This is a genomic window from Cryobacterium sp. TMS1-20-1, assembly GCF_004402355.1.
Classification (GTDB): Bacteria; Actinomycetota; Actinomycetes; order Actinomycetales; family Microbacteriaceae; genus Cryobacterium; species Cryobacterium levicorallinum.
Map to the genome: position 1 here is coordinate 35446 of NZ_SOGF01000026.1, position 18382 is coordinate 53827.

Annotated in this window: 18 protein-coding genes; 3 read left to right on the forward strand and 15 right to left on the reverse strand. The window is 65.6% G+C overall.

All coding sequences use genetic code 11. The features are described 5' to 3' along the window. Positions 1 to 146: 146 nt before the first annotated feature. The gene (locus E3O45_RS05800) at positions 147 to 641 is read left to right on the forward strand and encodes a hypothetical protein (protein ID WP_134442475.1); all 495 of its coding nucleotides are present in this window, start codon (positions 147 to 149) and stop codon (positions 639 to 641) included. Between the two features lie 29 nt (positions 642 to 670). On the opposite strand, the gene mutM is transcribed toward E3O45_RS05800, so the two are convergent. The 9 genes from mutM to E3O45_RS05845 all read right to left on the reverse strand — a co-directional run bounded on the left by mutM (position 671) and on the right by E3O45_RS05845 (position 10879). Beyond that, the gene (mutM, locus tag E3O45_RS05805; RefSeq protein ID WP_134442477.1) at positions 671 to 1582 is read right to left on the reverse strand and encodes a bifunctional DNA-formamidopyrimidine glycosylase/DNA-(apurinic or apyrimidinic site) lyase; all 912 of its coding nucleotides are present in this window, start codon (positions 1580 to 1582) and stop codon (positions 671 to 673) included. A 5-nt stretch (positions 1583 to 1587) separates the two neighbouring features. Further along, on the reverse strand, positions 1588 to 2280 hold the full coding sequence (gene rnc / locus E3O45_RS05810) for a ribonuclease III (RefSeq protein WP_134442479.1): 693 nt from the start codon (positions 2278 to 2280) through the stop codon (positions 1588 to 1590). A 33-nt stretch (positions 2281 to 2313) separates the two neighbouring features. Further along, positions 2314 to 2517, reverse strand: a complete 204-nt coding sequence (rpmF, locus tag E3O45_RS05815; protein ID WP_092108959.1) for a 50S ribosomal protein L32 — start codon at positions 2515 to 2517, stop codon at positions 2314 to 2316. 2 nt (positions 2518 to 2519) lie between these two features. After that, positions 2520 to 3107 carry a DUF177 domain-containing protein gene (locus tag E3O45_RS05820; RefSeq protein ID WP_241985240.1) on the reverse strand — a complete coding sequence of 196 codons (588 nt, stop codon included), beginning with the start codon at positions 3105 to 3107 and terminating at the stop codon, positions 2520 to 2522. Between the two features lie 37 nt (positions 3108 to 3144). Next, positions 3145 to 5526: a DUF3488 and transglutaminase-like domain-containing protein gene (locus E3O45_RS05825; RefSeq protein ID WP_134442481.1), complete on the reverse strand. Its 2382-nt coding sequence runs from the start codon at positions 5524 to 5526 to the stop codon at positions 3145 to 3147. Next, positions 5519 to 6895, reverse strand: coding sequence for a DUF58 domain-containing protein (locus E3O45_RS05830; RefSeq protein WP_134442483.1), 1377 nt, complete (start codon positions 6893 to 6895; stop codon positions 5519 to 5521). Before E3O45_RS05830 ends, E3O45_RS05825 begins: the two co-directional genes overlap by 8 nt. 3 nt (positions 6896 to 6898) lie before the next feature. Continuing rightward, the gene (locus E3O45_RS05835) at positions 6899 to 7948 is read right to left on the reverse strand and encodes a MoxR family ATPase (protein ID WP_134442639.1); all 1050 of its coding nucleotides are present in this window, start codon (positions 7946 to 7948) and stop codon (positions 6899 to 6901) included. Positions 7949 to 8082: 134 nt separating this feature from the next. Next, entirely contained in the window at positions 8083 to 8571 is a 489-nt protein-coding gene (coaD, locus tag E3O45_RS05840) for a pantetheine-phosphate adenylyltransferase (RefSeq protein ID WP_092449249.1), read from the reverse strand. Between the two features lie 64 nt (positions 8572 to 8635). Next, a complete protein-coding gene (locus tag E3O45_RS05845; protein ID WP_134442484.1) occupies positions 8636 to 10879 on the reverse strand; it encodes an ATP-dependent DNA helicase RecG in 2244 nt (747 codons plus the stop codon). Positions 10880 to 10959: 80 nt separating this feature from the next. Between E3O45_RS05845 and rsmD the strand changes: the two genes are divergently transcribed. After that, on the forward strand, positions 10960 to 11541 hold the full coding sequence (rsmD, locus tag E3O45_RS05850; protein ID WP_134442486.1) for a 16S rRNA (guanine(966)-N(2))-methyltransferase RsmD: 582 nt from the start codon (positions 10960 to 10962) through the stop codon (positions 11539 to 11541). Between the two features lie 50 nt (positions 11542 to 11591). Here the strand turns inward: rsmD and thiL are convergent, their stop codons facing one another. Then, the gene (thiL, locus tag E3O45_RS05855) at positions 11592 to 12593 is read right to left on the reverse strand and encodes a thiamine-phosphate kinase (RefSeq protein WP_134442640.1); all 1002 of its coding nucleotides are present in this window, start codon (positions 12591 to 12593) and stop codon (positions 11592 to 11594) included. A 177-nt stretch (positions 12594 to 12770) separates the two neighbouring features. On the opposite strand from thiL, the gene E3O45_RS05860 reads away from it, so the two are divergent. Continuing rightward, a complete protein-coding gene (locus tag E3O45_RS05860; RefSeq protein WP_134442488.1) occupies positions 12771 to 13295 on the forward strand; it encodes a DUF3515 family protein in 525 nt (174 codons plus the stop codon). 38 nt (positions 13296 to 13333) lie between these two features. Here the strand turns inward: E3O45_RS05860 and E3O45_RS05865 are convergent, their stop codons facing one another. From E3O45_RS05865 to leuD, 5 genes are all read right to left on the reverse strand, one after another. Beyond that, the gene (locus tag E3O45_RS05865) at positions 13334 to 14431 is read right to left on the reverse strand and encodes a D-alanine--D-alanine ligase family protein (RefSeq protein WP_134442490.1); all 1098 of its coding nucleotides are present in this window, start codon (positions 14429 to 14431) and stop codon (positions 13334 to 13336) included. Next, complete coding sequence (locus E3O45_RS05870) at positions 14331 to 15482, reverse strand: NAD(P)H-dependent glycerol-3-phosphate dehydrogenase (protein WP_241978759.1); 1152 nt, start codon at positions 15480 to 15482, stop codon at positions 14331 to 14333. The genes E3O45_RS05865 and E3O45_RS05870 overlap by 101 nt, the downstream gene beginning before the upstream one ends. Next, on the reverse strand, positions 15472 to 16212 hold the full coding sequence (locus tag E3O45_RS05875; protein ID WP_241985247.1) for a 1-acyl-sn-glycerol-3-phosphate acyltransferase: 741 nt from the start codon (positions 16210 to 16212) through the stop codon (positions 15472 to 15474). The genes E3O45_RS05870 and E3O45_RS05875 overlap by 11 nt, the downstream gene beginning before the upstream one ends. 55 nt (positions 16213 to 16267) lie before the next feature. Next, entirely contained in the window at positions 16268 to 17590 is a 1323-nt protein-coding gene (gene murA / locus E3O45_RS05880) for a UDP-N-acetylglucosamine 1-carboxyvinyltransferase (protein WP_241985248.1), read from the reverse strand. Between the two features lie 161 nt (positions 17591 to 17751). Beyond that, a complete protein-coding gene (leuD, locus tag E3O45_RS05885; RefSeq protein ID WP_134442494.1) occupies positions 17752 to 18378 on the reverse strand; it encodes a 3-isopropylmalate dehydratase small subunit in 627 nt (208 codons plus the stop codon). Positions 18379 to 18382: the final 4 nt, after the last annotated feature.

Sequence of the window (18382 nt, forward strand, 5' to 3'; positions counted from 1 at the left end):
TCCGCTTGTTGGGAAGAGTTGCGTGCAGAACCGCGGAGACGTTTCGGCGGCCTCGGCACTCCGATCGGGGCTGCGGGCGAAATTATCCGCGGTTCTGTACGGGGCTGGGAACCGGACTTGTGCTGCTCCGACTACGCTGGCGCAGCATGAGCGACTTCTCAATCGACGAACTCGTCATTCCCGCTACACCGCACGCGCCCAGCTGGCCCGACTTCGTGGCGGTGGCCGAGCTGCGAAACCTCGTCGAGGCTGAGGGGTTTGGTACGAACGAACTCAACTATTCGGCTGCCGAACTGCTGCCCGGGTGGCTCAACACGAAATACAACCCTAAGAGCATGTTCGTTGCTCGGGTTGAGGGCACGGTGGCGGCCCGCGCCACCTATGAAACCCTGCTCGACGCAAACGACGACCATGCCTGGCTGGGCGTGAAGGTGCTGCCAGCCTGGCGCAGGTGCGACCTCGGCATGCCACTGAAGACGGCGAATCTGGAGTATCTTGCGCAGGAAAGCCCGGGGCATCCGTCGGTGACGACCTTCAACGCCGAAGAGAACCGGCACATGCTCGTGGTCAACGAGGCGCTCGGCTTCGTGCCGATGGGCTCCGAGGGTGCCTGGAAACGGGTCGTTCCGGCCGAAAAATGATCCGGAAAACCGAGGGCTCCGACCAGCAGTCAGCGCAGGCGCTGGCAGCGCGGGCAGAAGTGCGAGCCGCGGTTCATGAACTGCTCGCGCACGATCAGGGTCCCGCAACGGGAGCACGGCGTGCCCTGCCGACCGTAGGCCTCGAGGCTGTGCGCGAAGTAGCCGGACTGCCCGTTCACGTTGACGTACTGGGCGTCGAAGCTGGTGCCGCCCTCGGCGAGGGCACGCTGCAGAATGGTGCGCACGGCCGCGAGCAACGTTCTGGCCTTCGCCGCCGACAACGATGCTGCGGGCTGCTCGTAGTGGATCCGCGCGGCAAAGAGCGCCTCGTCCGCGTAAATATTGCCGATGCCGCTGATCAGGTTCTGGTCGAGCAGCGCCCGCTTGATGCCGGTGTTCTTGCGCGCGAGAGCGGCGAAGAAGGCGCTCGAAGCAAACGAGGGATCGATCGGGTCGCGAGCAATGTGCGCTACCTGCGAGGGAATGCGGTTCTGCCAGGCGGCATCCGCTTGGAGCTGACCCGAATATCCGCCCGGCAGGCTGTCACGGGTCGGGCCCATCGCGTCGACGGCCATGCTGCCGAAGATGCGCTGGTCGACGAAATTGACCCACAGCTCGCCGTGGGCCGGGTGTTCCAGCGTCAAGCGGATGCGCAACATGCGATCCTCCGCGGCACCCGGTGTGCGCAGCAGCACCTGGCCGCTCATACCGAGGTGAACGACCAGGGCTCGATCGCTGTCGAGGGGCAACCAGAGGAATTTGCCGCGACGCACGGCGGCGAGAATTCGCCGCCCCGTGAGCTGCTCGGCGAAGGATCCGGCCGCCGGAGCGTGCCGACGCAGGGAGCGCTCGTCGAAGATTTCAACCCCGGTGACGAGAGCGCCGGTGACGGCCGGCTCGAGACCGGCACGCACGACCTCAACCTCGGGAAGCTCCGGCATAGAAGTTAGAGAGCGTTGAGCTGGTCGATTGCGTCACGAGCCGCAGCCATTTCGGCGAACTTCTTGCTGGGGCCGACGCCCTCGGCCGTCACGGCCGAGCCGATGACGACCGTCGCGACGAACACCCTGGAGTGATCGGGGCCGCTGCCTTCGAGCGTGTAAACCGGGACGCCGACGCCCAGGCTCGCGGCGAGCTCCTGCAAGCTCGTTTTCGGGTCCATTGACACACCGAAGTGGCCAGGTTCAGCGAGCAGTGGCTCGATCAGACGCAGCACGAACGCGGTGGCAACTTCGCCACCGGCATCCAAAAACGTGGCGCCGATGAGCGCCTCAACAGTGTCGGCCAAAATGGACGCCTTGTCGCGGCCGCCGGTGAGGATTTCGCCGCGACCGAGCAGAATGTAGTCGCCCAGGCCGAGGCCGCGGGCAATCTGCGCGAGAGCGGCCGTGGACACCAGGCTGGCCCGACGCTTGGCGAGGTGACCCTCGTCGAGGTTCGGGTAGCTGCGGTAGAGCATGACCGTGACGGCTTGCCCCAAAATCGAGTCGCCCAGAAATTCCAGGCGTTCATTGGTGGGAATACCGCCGTTTTCGTACGCAAAAGACCGGTGGGTCAGAGCTAGCTCCAGAATCACCGGTTCAATCTGCACGCCGAGGGTCGCCAACAGGGGCGACCGCTCGGTATTAACTCTTTTCATCGACCGAGTTCCGGTCTGGAGAGAAGAGGCGACTTAAATGTCGGCGACTTTACGGCCCTTGTATTCCATGAACAACGGAGTGCCGGTGGAGTCGGTGACAACCTTGGCGCGGTGCGGCAGGCTGTAGACAACCTTGCCGCCCTCCATGGTCTTGACGAGGGTGGGAGGCGTGGCCTTCCACTGCGCGCGACGCGAGTGGGTGTTGGAACGCGACATCTTGCGCTTCGGTACTGCCATGACTACTTCTCTTCTCTGTCTGAAACATGGATGTCCGCACCCATGCCTGTGTTTGTGCCTATGCCCGTGTCTGTGGAAGCCGTAAACCCCGCAAGCGCTGACCACCGGGGATCGTAGCTCTCGTCGGAAACGAGTTCGGGCAGTTCGGCAAGTGGCTGCCCGGTCTCACTGTCAAGACCAGGGCAATCACGCCGACATACCGGCTGGAACGGAAGTGATAACACTACCGCGTCCCGGATCAAAGATTCTAAATCGACATGGTCGTCCAAAATCTCAAACTCGAATGCTTCCTCCTGAGGATAACCGAAAAGCTCGGCAAAATGAACTCGGACCGGCAGGTCGATGTCTTTCAGACATCGACCGCACTCACCGAGCGCCCGCGCATAGACCTCGACGCTCACCAGAATTCCCTCGTGCATCGCCTCGAGGCGCAGCTCGGTCGACAGGGTGGACCCGGCTTTCACCGCCACGAGGCCAGCGCCGAGGTCGTCGGGTACGTCAATGTCGAGGTGGCGTTCGTGCATGGTGCCCGGGCGGTTAATGAGGTCACGCACGTCGACCGTGTACGGCGTCTTCTTGAACTTAGTCACGGTCGTAAATTCTACGCTTTCTGCGTGGGTACTCCGTTCAGGGGGCGATCGGGGCAGCTCGACGATCCCCGCGCAGCACCGCTCCCAGCACGGTGAACAGCGATCGCGGCGCAAACAGGGCTCGCAAACGGATGCCGACACTCGCGCCGACGTGCAGCCCGCGCACCACCAGGGCCAGATCGTCGACGAGGGTCTCCGCTTGGCCCGACGATCGGTCAAACCGGGACCGTTCCACCGCCAGCAGCACTCGTTCGAGCGCTGCCGCCGACGCCGGGTCGAGGGGGCCGAGCCGCTCCAGGCGCACGGCGAACGCGCGCGGAGTCTCGGTGACGCGCACAGGCACCCCGAGATCGAGACTGGTGTGCTGCACTTCTAGCCAGGCGAGGCTCGCGCCGGCATTTTTGGAGCGGATGCGGCGCACCCGCCAGCGCCGCAGCATCCGTCTCGCCGCACTCGGAACCAGAAGCAGGAGCAGACCCAGTGCGCTGAATCCGACGATGCCGAGCCGGTTACCGGCGTCGGCGGTTTGCGCCGACGCGCCGCGTTCCAGGGCGGAATCGTCGGCGAGCCGATCGGGGCTCAGGCCTGGGGCGTTCGTGGAGCCGGGCGCACCGGGCGCGGTCGACGGCGTGCCGGCATCCTCGGCCTGCTCGTAGTTGGGCACGATGCCCCGGCCAGGCGTCGGCTCGAATTTCACCCAGCCGATGCCGACGAAGTACAGTTCCGGCCAGGCGTGCAGGTCGTGCGAATCAACGTTGTAGCGGCCCAGCCCCTGTTCGAGATCCTGCGACTTGACGCCGGGCAGATAGCCGAGCGACACCCGCGAGGGAATGCCGAGGGTGCGGGCCATCGCGGCCATGGTGGCGGCGAAGTGCACGCAGTAGCCGCGCTTGGCTTCTAGAAACTGCCCGATCACGTCGACGCCGCCGCCGTCGTAGCCGTCCTCGACCGGGGCATCGGTGTCGTAGGCGAAGACGCTGCTGCGCAGGTACTTTTGCACGGCGACCGCCGCGTCATAGTTCGACGTGGTGTCGGCTGTGACTCGCCGGGCCGTCTCCTCGATGATGGGCGGCGGTTCCACCGGCAGTTGCAGGTTGCCCTGCACGCTCGCCGGAAAGTTCGTGCTCGAACTGCGCAGTTGCACGGCCGTTGGCTTGAGCTCCAACGCCGACACCGTGTATTCCTGGCCGAGGGTGTTCGAGGAACGACTGGTAATCGCCCGGGTGCGGCTATCCCAGTACCATCGGCCGCTCAGCCCGTCGATGCTCGTGGCGCGAGCCGGCGCTGGCAGCCATTGGCTGGTGACGCCGTCGATGACGACCGAGGTCGATGCCGGGGCGGTCTCCACGTTGGCGTCGAGACCGAAGGGTCGGGGAATGCGATCGACGGTGTTTTGCACGTCGGCTGCGTCGATGCGCGCCGTCCAATTCAGGCCGATCACTTCGTCGAGGGTCAGCAGAGTGAAATAGGGCTGCTCGGTGCCGGTCGAGGTGTAATGGAAGGCCGGACCGGCCTTGGGCCGACGCAGATCCTGCCCCAGGTTGATCATCGGGCTAACCCCGCTGCCGAACAGCAAACCGCCGGACCGGGAGGCGACCAGTCCCCCGACAGTGAAGGCCGGGGCGACCGTGCTCAGAATCAGGGCGCCCACAATGGTCAACGATGCCACCACGATGGAGCCGCCCATCGGTCCGGGCCCGCGTGGCCGATCCGACCGAAAGGCGCGGGGCGCGTGCGGTCCGGCCGGTGAATGCCGGGCTTCGTGCACGCGGCCAACGTAGACGTCCACCCGGAGCAGCAGCAGAAAGGCGGCGGCCGCCGCCACGAGTGCGGCGAGATCGGCACCATCCTCAATGATGAAGCCCGGAATCAGCAGCGGCACGAGCGCCACAGCCGCGCCGACGGCCGGCAGGCGCAGGGTCACGGCGAGCAGGTCCATCAGAATAGCGATCAGTCCCGTTCCACCGGCGAGCAGAAAGAGGATGCCGACGGTCACCGCCGCCGGCGTGCTCTGCTGGGCAACTGACTCTCCCCCTGCGGCAATCAACCCGCTGAACGTGCCCACCGTTTGTGGTGTCGGAATGAGCCAGAACAGGCCGGATCCGCCGCCGAACAGCAGCGTCAGAGCGCCCAGCAACACCGCCGTGTTCGCCAACGGAACGACGGCCCGCGGCAGGCCGAGACGGCGGAATACGGAAGAACCCAGCAGCACGGCGCTGGCGACCACTGCACAGACCCACCACCAGGCGGTACCCCGCAGCAGGGGGCCCAGTGCCGCACAGCACACGAGCACCAGCAACAGCTGGGTCAGGGCCAGCGGCCAGCGGGCGGCACCCCGACCGCCCCGCCGGGCACGCGGTCGGGGTTGGGCCGGGGTGACTCCGCGCAGAGCGACCGGCTTCGTCGCCAGGCTAGTCATGAACGGGGCCTCGCTCCCGATTCACGTCGTTCCACACGGTTTCGAGGTCATCGATGCTCGCGACCTCCAGGCAGCGCCAGCCGGCTTCCTGCAGCCGTTCGCGGGCGACAGCGACGACGGTACGTTGCACGAACGCAATGGCGGGATCGCAGTGACGGGCGAGGGCGACGAGGTCGTCGACATCCGCTTCAGACAGGCTGACCAACAGTGCAAAGGTCGGCAGCGATAACTCTGCGCCGCGCAGGGCCGCACGTACCGGCACTCGTCGTGACGCCGCCAGGCGTGCGCTGCGACTTGGCCACGGCACCGGAACGACGCTCGCTAGGCCCTCCAACAGGGCTCGATCGCCGCCGGGGGCACGATAACTGGCCGGCACGTCGCCGTGCAGCCCACCGAGCGTCTGTTCACCGCCCGGCACCAGCTGGCTCGCGCCGAGTTCGATGACTTCGAGCCGGTAGCCTGCGTCTATCAGGTGCACCCCAACGGATGCCGCCAGCTCGACCTCGAGTTCGAATGCGGCCACAAGATGCTGCGGCACCCGACCGGGCCCCAGGCCGGCTGCACCGGCCAGGGTGGTATCGAGCACAATGCGGGCCTCCGAATTGCTGCGCTGTTCCTCCTGCCGCACCATGATTTCGCCGTGCCGCGCTGTGGCCGGCCAGTTCACGCGGCGCAGAGCATCCCCGGGCCGGTACTCACGAGCGATGAGTTCGTCGGAGGTTTGGATGGCCTGGCGCAGCAGCTCCCGAATCGAACCGTCATTGCTGGTCTGGGCCAGTCTCCCGCCGGGAAGGAGCATGACCCGCGGTGTGACGATCAGGTCATGCGGCTCACCGAACAGACGTAGGCCGTGCGCAAAGCCGAACGGGTCGTGGCGGGACACCCCGAGGGGTCCCACCGCGTAGACACCGCGCTGACGCGGTGAGAGTGCGTATTCCAGCCGCACGCTGTCACCGGGCGCGCCTCGCCGACTCACCAGCGGCAGGATGGCGCCGGGCGGCGTATTGATACCGGGCGATGGGGTATCGGCCCAGCGGGCGCCGCTCAACGGCCGCGCCGAGAGGTTGCGCAGATGCAGCGACACAACGCTCTCGCCGCCGGCCGACAGGATCGACGGCCGGAAGGTGCGGGTCACTTCCACCCGCGCCGGTCGCACGGACACATAGCCGACCGCGATGAGCGGCGCCACGATGAGCATGCTGGCCACGAACAACAGATCCCGGCTGTTCACGACGACCGCGTTGGCGAAGATCACGGCTCCGACCATCAGACAGACACCGCCGCGCAGGGTGAGCCGGGAGGTCAACCCAGCGGTGAGCCGCTGCAGCCAAGCCGACCGCTCCGAACCACCTGCCCCGCGCGCGGCCATGAGCTAGGGCTGTCCGGTGGAACCGACCGGTCTGGCCGGAATTCCGCGTACGGCCGGCAGCACCGGCCCTGACCGCCCCGATGTCGGCACGGCCGTTTTGGGTACAGCGGATGCCGGGACAGCGAACGCTGCTGCTCCCACCGGAACGGGAGTGTCGCCCAGGATTCGGCGCACGATGTCGTCGATGACGGGGCCGCTGTCCTGGTGGTGGTGGCCGAGGGCGCGGCTGGTCGGAACCAGCCAATGGCCGAGCACCGCCACGGCCAGGGAGTCGATGTCGTCGGGCAGCACGTAGTCTCGTCCGTTCAGGGCGGCCTGTGCCTTGGCCGCGCGAATGAGCTGCAGGGTCGCCCGAGGGCTGGCCCCGAGGCGCAGGTCCCGATCATCGCGCGTGGCGCGCACCAGATTGACGGCATATTCCTTCACGGCGCCGGAGGCGAATACTGCTCGGGCGGTGTGCATCATGTCGCGCAGGATCTGCCCCGAAACAACGGCAGAGATCAGCGCGAGCGGGCTGTTGGTATCCCGCGAGTCGAGCATGGCGAGCTCGGACCCGATGTCGGGGTACCCCATGGAGATGCGCGCCATGAATCGGTCCCGCTGAGCCTCCGGGAGGGCATAGGTGCCCTCCATCTCGATCGGATTCTGGGTGGCGATCACGGTGAACGGCAGCGCGAGCGGGTAGGTGACGCCGTCGACGGTGACCTGGCGTTCCTCCATCGATTCGAGCAGCGCCGACTGAGTCTTTGGGCTCGCCCGGTTGATTTCATCACCGATGACGATGTTGGCGAACACCGGCCCTGGCTTGAACTCGAAGCGACGTTCGGCCTGGTTGAACACCGAGACGCCGGTCACGTCGGAGGGCAGCAGGTCGGGCGTGAATTGGATTCGCCCGACCGTGCAGTCCACGGAACGAGCCAGCGCCTTGGCGAGCATGGTCTTGCCCACACCGGGAACGTCCTCGATCAGCAGGTGTCCCTCGGCCAGCAGCACGGTCAGGGCAATCTGCACGGCATCGTGCTTGCCGTCGATGACCGTCTCGACGTTGCGCATGATCGCGCGCCCGGCGGCCTGAAGCTCGCTGAGGTCAACGCCCGACTCGGTGGTGAACGGCGCAGTCCGGAGCTGCGCGGTGTCGGCTGGTGGAACCGACGCTAAGTCCTCAGAGGAGCGAGCCGGCTGGCGGTTCATACCCGCGACCGCTCCAGATACTGTGCCACGGCCCGCGGCACATACGGCGAGACGTCGCCGCCGAGGCCGGCCACCTGACGGACCAGCGAGCTGGAGACGTGGGCGTTGGCCGGATCCGGCAAGAGGAAGACCGTCTCCACGGCGGCCAGGTTGCGATTGACAATCGCCATCGGCGTCTCATAAGCCACGTCCACCTGAGAGCGGATGCCTTTCACCAGCACGCTGGCACCGACATCCATGCAGTAGTCGACGAGCAAGCCCATACTCCAGCTGGCGACCACGATGTTGGTGGGGAGTCCGGCTTCTTTGATGGCCTGTTCCAGCAGCGACACGCGCTGACTGATCGGCAACAGGGCCGATTTGTCGGGGTTGTGCACCACAAGCACATGCAGCTCGTCAAACAGGCCGGCCGCGCGATTGATCACGTCCAAGTGGCCCAGTGTGACGGGGTCAAATGATCCAGGGACAACGGCGATCCTGCGCATGCTCACACCCTACTGCCAGAGACTGACGGTGCGCTGCCTGGTCGTGCGCTTCTAGTGGGCATATTCAGCCTTTCACGAGCCAGGTGCGCTCGGATTCGTTCAGTCGACGGGCAATCGCCTCGCGCAGGGCCGGGTAGGTGCGGATGCCCGGATCCCCCGAAACGAGATGGAAGGCGGCTTGTCGCGCCTCGGCAATCAGGTCGCCGTCCTCGGCCACCCGAAGAAAACGCAGGGACGTTCCCTCGCCGGATTGCATATCGCCGAGCACATTACCTTCCCGGCGGAGCGCCAAATCGAGTTCGGCGAGTCGAAAACCGTCGAGGGTCGCGGCGACATCACCGATGCGCTGGCGGGAGGGCGAGCCGGTGCGGGAGTTGGTGACCAACAGGCACAGCCCGGGCACACCGCCACGTCCGACCCGACCGCGCAGCTGGTGCAGTTGGGAGACGCCGAAGCGTTCAGCGTCGAGCACGACCATGGCCGAAGCGTTGGGCACGTCAACGCCCACCTCGATGACGGTCGTCGCGACGAGAACGTCGATCTCACCGGCGGCAAAGGATTGCATGATGCGATCCTTTTCCTCGCTCGTCATGCGCCCGTGCAGGGCCTCGATGCGGTACCCGGCCAGGGGCGCGAATCCACGCAGCCTCTCGTGCACGGTCTCAACGTTGGCGAGCGGAGTCTTCTTGTCGTCCTCAGACGCGGGTGCCAGTTCGGCGTCTTCTTCAACCTCGGCGGGCGAAATTGCCGGGCAGACCACGAATCCCTGTCGCCCTAGAGCGAGCTCTTCGGCGAGCTTGGTCCAGATGCGCTGGAACCAGTCTGGGTGATCGGCCAGCGGCACGACGATGCTCGTGATGCCCTGGCGCCCGGCCGGCAAAATGCGGATGGTACTCACGTCGAGGTCGCCGAACACCGTCATGGCAATGGTGCGGGGAATCGGAGTGGCCGTCATGACGAGAACGTGCGGTGGCTCGGCGCCCTTCAACCGCAGGGTTTCCCGCTGCTCGACGCCGAATCGGTGCTGTTCGTCAATCACGATCAGCCCAAGGTCGAAAAACGTCACGGTGTCGCTGAGTAGCGCGTGGGTGCCGATCACGATGCGGGACTGGCCGGACACTGTGCGCAACAGGGCCTTGCGCTTCTGCGCGACTGGAAGTTTGCCGGTGAGCAGGGTCGGCATGAGTTCGGCCGCGAGATCGGGGCCGAGCAGGGTCGTAATCGACCGCAGATGTTGCCCGGCCAGCACCTCGGTCGGGGCCAACAGAGCCGTTTGGCCACCGCTGTCGGCCACGGCGAGCATTGCCCGAAGCGCGACCACGGTCTTGCCCGAACCGACCTCGCCCTGCAGCAGGCGGTTCATCGGGCCGGACTGGGACATGTCGCCTGCGATCTCGACCGCGCAGATCTCTTGGTCGACCGTGAGCACGAACGGCAGCGCGGCGTCAAAACGTTCGAGGTACCCACCCGGCGTTGGTACCCGCGGGCGGGTGCGACGCTCCCTGGCCAGGCTGTGCCGCTGCATCAGGGCGCACTGCAGCACCCAGGCCTCGGTGAACCGAAGGGTGTTTTGGGCGGCCATCCATTCGGCCGGATTGTCGGGGCTGTGGATCCAGCGGATGGCCTCGGTGTGGGTCAGCAGGCCGTGTTCGGCCCGCAGATCGTCGGGAACAGGGTCCGGCAAAGTGTCCATGCGCCGCAGGACAAGATCGATCATGGTCTGCAGACTCCAGCTGGTCTCCGAGGCCGTTGCCGCGTAGATCGGAATGAGCGGCTTGCGCCTCAGCCGAACGGACGGATCGTCACGGGCCTCTTCTTCTTCACTCTCAAAGGTCTTGTACGCCGGGTTCGCCAGCTGGCTCTGGCCCTGATACCTACCCACCTTGCCCGAGAAACTGCCACGCAGACCGGGACGCAATTGGTCAAGCCGCCACTGTTGGCTCTTCTTACCGAAAAAAGTGAGGGTGAACTCGCCCCCGCCGTCAGAAATTACCACCTCAACGATCGTGCCCGGCTTCGACGACATGCGACGTTCTCGAACCGAAACGATATCGGCGATGACGGTGATGTTGGCTCCGGGCGTGACCTGATTCAGGGGCCGGAGCACCTCGCGGTCGGCGTAGTCGCGCGGGTAATGGCTCAGCAGGTCACCGACGGTCTCCATGGCGAAGGCCTTGCGCAGCGCGGTTGCCCTGGCCGGGCCGAGGGCGATCTTGAGGGTGGTGTCGAGGGTGAGCGGTTCGAGCTCGGGCGCCGGCAGAGAAGCACCATCGAATTCGGGGCCATGGGCAGCACTCGAACCGGTCATGGATCCATGGTAAACCGGGCCTCCGACATTGCGTCGTGTGCGGCCACCCGGGAGCGGCTGCGGCTAGGCTCGGGAGGGTTATGACGCGAATTATTTCCGGGTTTGCCGGCTCTTTGACCCTGGCCGTTCCCAAGTCGGGCACCCGGCCCACGAGTGATCGCGTACGGGAAGCTATTTTCTCGGCCCTCGACTCGCGGGACGCCGTCGACGGCATGCGTGTGCTGGATTTGTACGCTGGGTCGGGCGCCCTGGGCCTCGAGGCTGCCAGTCGCGGAGCGCGCGTAGTGACGCTGGTCGAGAACAGCTACGGCGCGGCGGCCATGTGTCGCAAAAACGGCGAGGCCGTACAGCGGTCTGCCCCGAAGGGCACCGACCTGAAGATTGCGGTCTCCTCGCAGGCGGTCCAGTCGTTCTTAGCCGCTACGAAAGAGGGCTTCGACGTCGTATTCATCGACCCTCCGTATGACCTCAGTGAGATTGAGCTGGGCCACAATTTGAGCGCGCTCGCCCCGTTGTTGGCCGACGACGCGCTCGTGGTACTCGAGCGCAGCTCACGCTCGCCCGAGCCGGAATGGGGTACGGGACTCAAGCTTGAACGCCGCAAGGACTATGGCGATACGACCGTCTGGTACGCGTCGCCCGTCGAGCAGCCTGCGCCGTAGTTCGAGCGACGGCCAGCACGATTCTCGTACCGGGCGCCGTCACAGTCGCTCTAGCCGGCGGAACCGTCCCAGCCGCGATAAGGGTCCCAGCCACCCTGGTCGTGCGGCGCCCCGTCGACGGTGATCGAGCCGGCCGGGAGTGCAACGGAGGCCGCGGTGACGATTCCGAGGCGGCGAAAACCGCGCGGCAGTGCCGTGTCTGGCCCGAAGGTAGCCAGCAATCCGTGGTCTTCGCCGCCGCCGAGAGCGACCTCGATGCGATCGCCGAGGCAGGCGGAATCGAAGTCGATGGCCACACCACTGGCCCGGGCGATGCGTCCGGCGTCGATGGCGAGGCCGTCAGAGACATCGAGCATGGCGGTGGCGCCAGCCACGGCAGCGACCGGACCGCTCGTAATGGGCGGCACGGGAGTCAGCTGGGCGGCGACCTCGGCCGGGTGCGTGAGCTTGAGCGCATTGGCGCGAGCGAGGTTGGGCACTCCGTCGTCGTCGACGCCGAGGCGGAACAGCAGCTCGAGGCCAATGCCGGCGTCGCCAAGCCGCCCGGAGAGCGCCACGGTGTCGCCGGGGCGCGCGCCCGAGCGCACGACGGGCGCGCGCCCTTCGAGGTCGCCGAACGCCGTCACAGCGAGGGTCAGCGCGTCGGACGCCGACAGGTCGCCGCCGACCACCCCACAGCCGGGGGCGAGCGCCTCGCAGCAGTCTCGCAGCCCGTCAGCGATGCCCTCGAGCACCGACACCGGTGTCGATGGCGGAGCCGCGATCGCAACGACCAGGGCGGTCGGGCGAGCGCCCATGGCGGCAACATCGGAAAGATTGGTCGCTGCAGCTTTCCAACCGAGGTCGTGCGGTGTCGACCAGGCCAGGCGAAAGTCGGGACCCTGAATCATCATGTCGGTGGTGACGACGAATCGTCCGTCGGGCGCCGAGATGACCGCCGCGTCGTCGCCGGGGCCGAGCAGTTCGGCTGCCGCGGTCGGCAGCCGGGGAAAGATTCGTGCGAGCACGGCGCCTTCGCTGAGATCGGCGAGCGTTTCCGAAGCGGATGCCATCGGCTCGGGCCCCCGCGACGGGTTGACCGCTGCAGACGCAGCCGACTCCGGCACGGAAATTTTGGGCCATTGCGAGGCTGAAACTGGCGCTGCCGAGGCCAGTCGGGATGGCGTCGCAGGGGCGGGACGCGGGGCATCCGCAGAAGTCGTCATGTAAGAAACGGTAGCCTTAATGCGATGTCTCACCCATTCCTGCTCCTGCGCTCAGTTCCTGTACGTTCCGTCGCCGTCTTCAGCGTGCTCGCGAGCTCGCTGCTGCTGGCCGGTTGCGCCACTGTCGTGCCGTTGACGCCGGCCCCCGACGCCACCAACGTGGCCTGTGCCGACGTCATCGTGCACCTGCCATCCAGCGTCGCCGATGAGGCGGCCCGCGAAACGAATGCGCAGGCGACCGGCGCCTGGGGTGACCCGGCCGCGGTGCTGCTGCACTGTGGCGTTACGGTGCCGGAACCCACGACGCTGCCGTGCCTGAACATCAACGGCATCGATTGGATCGAAGACGACTCCGACGCCCCGACCTACCGCTACACGACGTATGGTCGCGATCCGGCCATCGAAATCGTGATCGACTCTGAGCGGGTGAGCGGGTCGACGACGCTCATCGACGTGTCCAACGCGGTCGGATACGTGCCGGCGACTGGAGCGTGTGTCGGCGCGGAAGATCTGGATCTCCCGACTGATGGAGCCACGAGCGCACCCTAGGTCGATCGCTCCTTCATCGCGCCTCGATCAGCAATAGGTCAGGAGCCGTGGCGGGCGTGGGCTATGGCCACAGCGATGAGTTCGTCGATCAGCTTGGGATAGGTGTAGCCGCTGGCCAGCCAGCAGCTCGGGAACATCGAGATGCTCGTGAACCCGGGCATGGTATTGATCTCGTTGATCACCCAGCCGGTCGCGGTGAGAAAGAAGTCCACGCGGGCCAGGCCGGCACCGCCGATCGCCTCGAACGCGGCAATGGCCAGCCGCTGCACCTCGGCCAGTTCCTCGGGTGCCAGCGGCGCCGGGCAGACCAGGTCGACGCCGGGCGCGTCGAGATACTTCGCGGCGAAATCGTAGAAGTCCCGGCCGGTCACCACTACTTCACCGGCCATGGAGGTGCGGGTCGGCTCCCCCGGGCGCCCCTGCAGCACCGCAATCTCGAGCTCCCGGCCGACCAGCCCGGATTCAATCAGCACCTTGTTGTCTTCGGCGAGCCCGACCGTCATGGCCTCGGCCAGTTGGTCCGGGGTCGACACCCGGCTGACGCCGACGCTCGATCCGGCCCGCGCCGGCTTCACAAACGCGGGCAGGCCGAGCTGTTCCAGGGCCGCATAGGCCAAACCGGGAGCCGTTACCCACTCATCCGCTTTGATGGTGCGCCACGGCGCAACGGGCAGGGCAGCCTGTTGAAAAACGGTCTTGGCGAAGTGTTTGTCCATGCCCAAAGCGGATGCGAGAACTCCCGACCCGACGTAGGGCAGGCCGAGCAGATCGAGCATGCCCTGGATGGTGCCGTCCTCACCGAACGGTCCATGCAAAATCGGGAATATAAGGTCGACCGGGCCAAGCGTTCGCTCACCGGACGCGTCGACGACGGTCAATTCCCGGCTGGACGCGCTCTCCGGCCACCGCACGCGGGTGCCGTTGTCCGCAACGACCGGCAGTGCTGAGGCGTTGAGGGCAAACTTGGCGGGGTCGTTTTCTTCGAGCACAAAGGCACCGTCCCGGGTGATTCCGACAGGGATGACGGTGTACGCATCAGGGTCGAGGGCTGCCAGCACCCCGCCCGCCGTGGCGCAGCTGATCGAGTGTTCGCTGGAACGCCCCCCAAAGAGAAGCACCACCGTGAGCTTGTCCATCGTCAAGTGTCCTTTCGCCCTGCGGTTCGCCGGAGTCAGTTGTGAGGTGCGGCGCAATGTCGCGGGGATTGAGCGTGCCGTCGAGTACCTGACGTACCTGTTCGACGATGGGCATCTCGACGCCCTTGGCGCGTGCGAGTGCCAGAATCGGCTTGACCGAGGCGAGGCCTTCGGTGGTCTGCTGCATCTGCTTGACGACGTCGTTAATGCTGTACCCCTGGCCGAGCAGCCGGCCCGCTGTGTTGTTGCGCGACAGCGGCGACTGACACGTGGCTATGAGGTCACCGAGGCCGGCCAGTCCGGCCAGAGTCTCGGGCTGAGCGCCGTAGGCGACCGCAAAGTCGGTCATTTCGACCAGACCACGCGTGATGATCGAGGCCTTGGTGTTCTCGCCGTAGCCGACGCCGTCGACGATGCCGATGGCGACCGCGATGAGGTTTTTCAGCACGCCGCCGAACTCGGTGCCGATGACGTCGGTGTTGACGTAGGAGCGGAAGTAGCGGTTGGTCGCCAGTTTGGCCACGGCCTGCGCCGTTTCCAGGCTCGCCGAGGAGACGACCGCGCCGGTCGGCTGTTCCTTGGCGATTTCCAGCGCGAGGTTCGGACCACTGATCGCCGCGATGCGATCGGGGTCGATGCGGAGCACCTCTTCGATCACCGAACTCATGCGCATGCCGGTTGCGCGTTCGACACCCTTCATCAGCGAGATGATGATCGCGTTCTCGGCCAAATACGGTTCAACCTGCTTCAGGTTTTCGCGCAGCGACTGGCTGGGCACCGAGACGAACACCATTTCCGCTCCGGCCAGCGCCAGCTCGAGCCGGCTCGTGGCGCGCAACCCGACGGGCAGGTTTACCCCGGGCAGGTAGTCGCTGTTGCGGCGCGCTTCGGAGATTTCCCGGGCCAACTCGGGGCGGCGAGCCCACAGAACGACATCGGCACCGCTATCCGTCAGAATTTTGGCGAAGGTCGTTCCCCAACTGCCCGCGCCGAGCACGGCCACCCGGGTGCCTGGTTGACTCTTCGGCAGCTGGGGGGTTCTAGGCTTCAAAACGACCGGTCTCTTTCTGGTTGTGCTCCGCCGGATTCCATCGTTTGACCGGGGCTTTCTCGCCGCGCAAGTCTTCCAGCAACGCAGTGATGGCGAGCATCACGACGGCGGTCGCCTCGTTGAGCGTCGCCGTGTCGAGGCTGCGTCCCCGAAACTGCGCGAGGTCGATCGGGTCGCCGATCTTCACTGTGATGGTCTTGCGCGGAAACAGGTGCACCTTCTTGGAATACCGTTCCATCAGGTGCTGCGTGCCCCAGTGCGCGGCCGGCACGATCGGAATCCCCTGTTCCAGCGCGATGCGCACGGCGCCGGTCTTGCCGCGCATCGGCCACAGGTCGGGGTCACGGGTGAGTGACCCTTCCGGGTACACCACGACAATCTGGCCCTTATCGACCAGACGCTGGGCAGCCTTGACCGGCTCACTCCCGCGCACCGATCCGCCGCGCTGCACCGGAATCTGCCCCGACTTGGTCAGCACCCAGCCGATGACCGGGATCTTGAAAACGGATGCCTTCGCCAGAAACCGAGGCAGCCGCCCCAGCTTCCAGGCCACGACCCCCATGACCACGGGGTCGATCTCGCTGTAGTGGTTCGGCGAAAACACGAACGCGCCGCTCCGCGGAAACTTGTGGGCATCGAGAATCTCGTAGCGGGCGGCGAGGTTCATCACCGGCAGAATCAACCCGGCGAGAATCCAGAATGCCGAAGGGCGGCTCTTCTCCGAACGAATTTTGGTAGTCGACTCGGGAGTTGCGGGCACGTCGTTATTTTCAGGCACGCGCCTATTATCCTTCGAGATCGAAGTCCGCCCCCAAAAGCCGCAGCTTGCCGATGAAGTTTTCGTAACCTCGGCTGATGATTCCCACGTTGCTGACCGTGGACGTGCCGTCGGCCGAGAGCGCCGCGATCAGGTGGCTGAAGCCGCCGCGCAGGTCGGGTACGACGATATCGGCGCCGTGCAGCTTGGTCGGGCCGGTGATGACGGCGGAATGGTTGAAATTGCGCTGACCGAACCGGCACGGATGGCCGCCGAGGCATTCCTTGTGAATCTGAATGGTCGCGCCCATTTCGACGAGGGCGTCGACGAAGCCGAAGCGCTGCTCGTACACGGTTTCATGCACGATCGACGTGCCGTGAGCCTTGGTCAGCGCGATGACAAGCGGCTGCTGCCAGTCCGTCATGAAGCCGGGGTGGACATCCGTTTCAATAATGACGGGCTTCAAATCGCCGCCGGGGTGATAGAAACGGATGCCGTCGTCACAGATATCGAAAGCGCCGCCGACCTTGCGGAACACGTTGAGGAAAGTGATCATTTCGGGCTGACGCGCGCCGCCGACGAAGATGTCTCCGTCGGTGGCGAGGGCCGCTGCAGCCCAGCTGGCGGCCTCGTTGCGGTCGAACAGCGCGCGGTGGTTGTAGCCGAGCAGGCGTTCGACGCCCTCGATGCGAATCACCCGGTCGGTGTCGACCGTGATGATGGCGCCCATCTTTTGCAGAATGTTGATGAGATCCATGATCTCGGGCTCGATCGCCGCGCCCTTGAGCTCGGTGATGCCGTCGGCCCGCACCGCGGTGAGCAGCACCTGCTCGGTGGCTCCGACGCTCGGGTAGGGCAGTTCGAGCTTGGCGCCCTTGAGTCCGTTCGGCGCCGACATGCGGATGCCGTTGGGCTGCTTCTCGACGACGGCACCGAACTTACGCAGCACCTCGAGGTGAAAGTCGATCGGGCGGTCGCCGATGCGGCAGCCGCCGAGATCGGGGATGAACGCTTCACCGAGGCGATGCAGCAGCGGGCCGCAGAACAGGATCGGGATGCGCGAGGAACCGGCATGGGCGTCGATCGCGGCGAAGTGCGCGCTCTCCACGTCAACCGGGTCGAGGACCAGGGTTCCGGGTGCGTCGCCCTCGGTGACCTTGACGCCGTGCACCTCGAGCAGCCCGCGAACGATCCGAACATCGCTGATATTCGGAACGTCCTTGAGCACGCTCGGGGTCTCACCGAGGAGGGCGGCGACCATGGCCTTGGTGACGAGGTTCTTCGCCCCCTTCACCTCGATGCGGCCGACCAGGGGAATTCCTCCTCGAATGGTGATCTTGTCAGCGGTCAGGCCGACAGATGCTCCGTGGTTCGCAGCGCTCCCCCGCTCATTCGCGTCGTCGTGGTTTCGAGCGTCGTTCAACTTCTTCGCCTCGTCGGTTTCGCTACGATCTGTTTCGCGCAGAGTGCTCACAAGTTACCTGTCCTGGTGCAAATTAGTGCAAATGCAAATTACATCAAATTAATTCTGGAAGATTCGGGGGAAAGGGCGGGAAGGGTGCGGGGCAACCAGGATTCGCGTTTGGTTTCAAATTCACTGATTCGCGCTTCGTCACGCAGGGTCAGCCCGATGTCATCCAGACCTTCGAGCAGCCGCCATCTAGTGTAATCATCGATTTCAAAATTCACCGTCAGATCGCCGACACGCGCGGTTTTACTGACCAGATCCACGGTCAACTCCACGCCCGGATCGCACTCGACCAGGTTCCACAGGGTTTCAGCATCCGCTTCGCTGATCTGGCCGGCGAGCAAGCCCTGCTTGCCCGAGTTGCCGCGAAAGATGTCGCCGAAGCGGGGGCTGAGGACTACGTCGAAGCCGTAATCGCGCAGCGCCCAGACGGCGTGCTCCCGCGAGGAACCGATGCCGAAGTCGGCGCCGGCGATGAGTATCCGACCGCCCTGGTACTCCTTCTTATTGATCACGAATTCGGGGTCGAGGCGCCAGGCTGCAAACAGGGCGTCTTCGAAGCCGGTGCGCGTGACACGCTTGAGGTGCACGGCCGGGATGATCTGGTCAGTGTCCACGTTGGATCGGCGCAGCGGAACCGCGATGCCGGTGACGGTGGTGAATTTCTGCATGTTA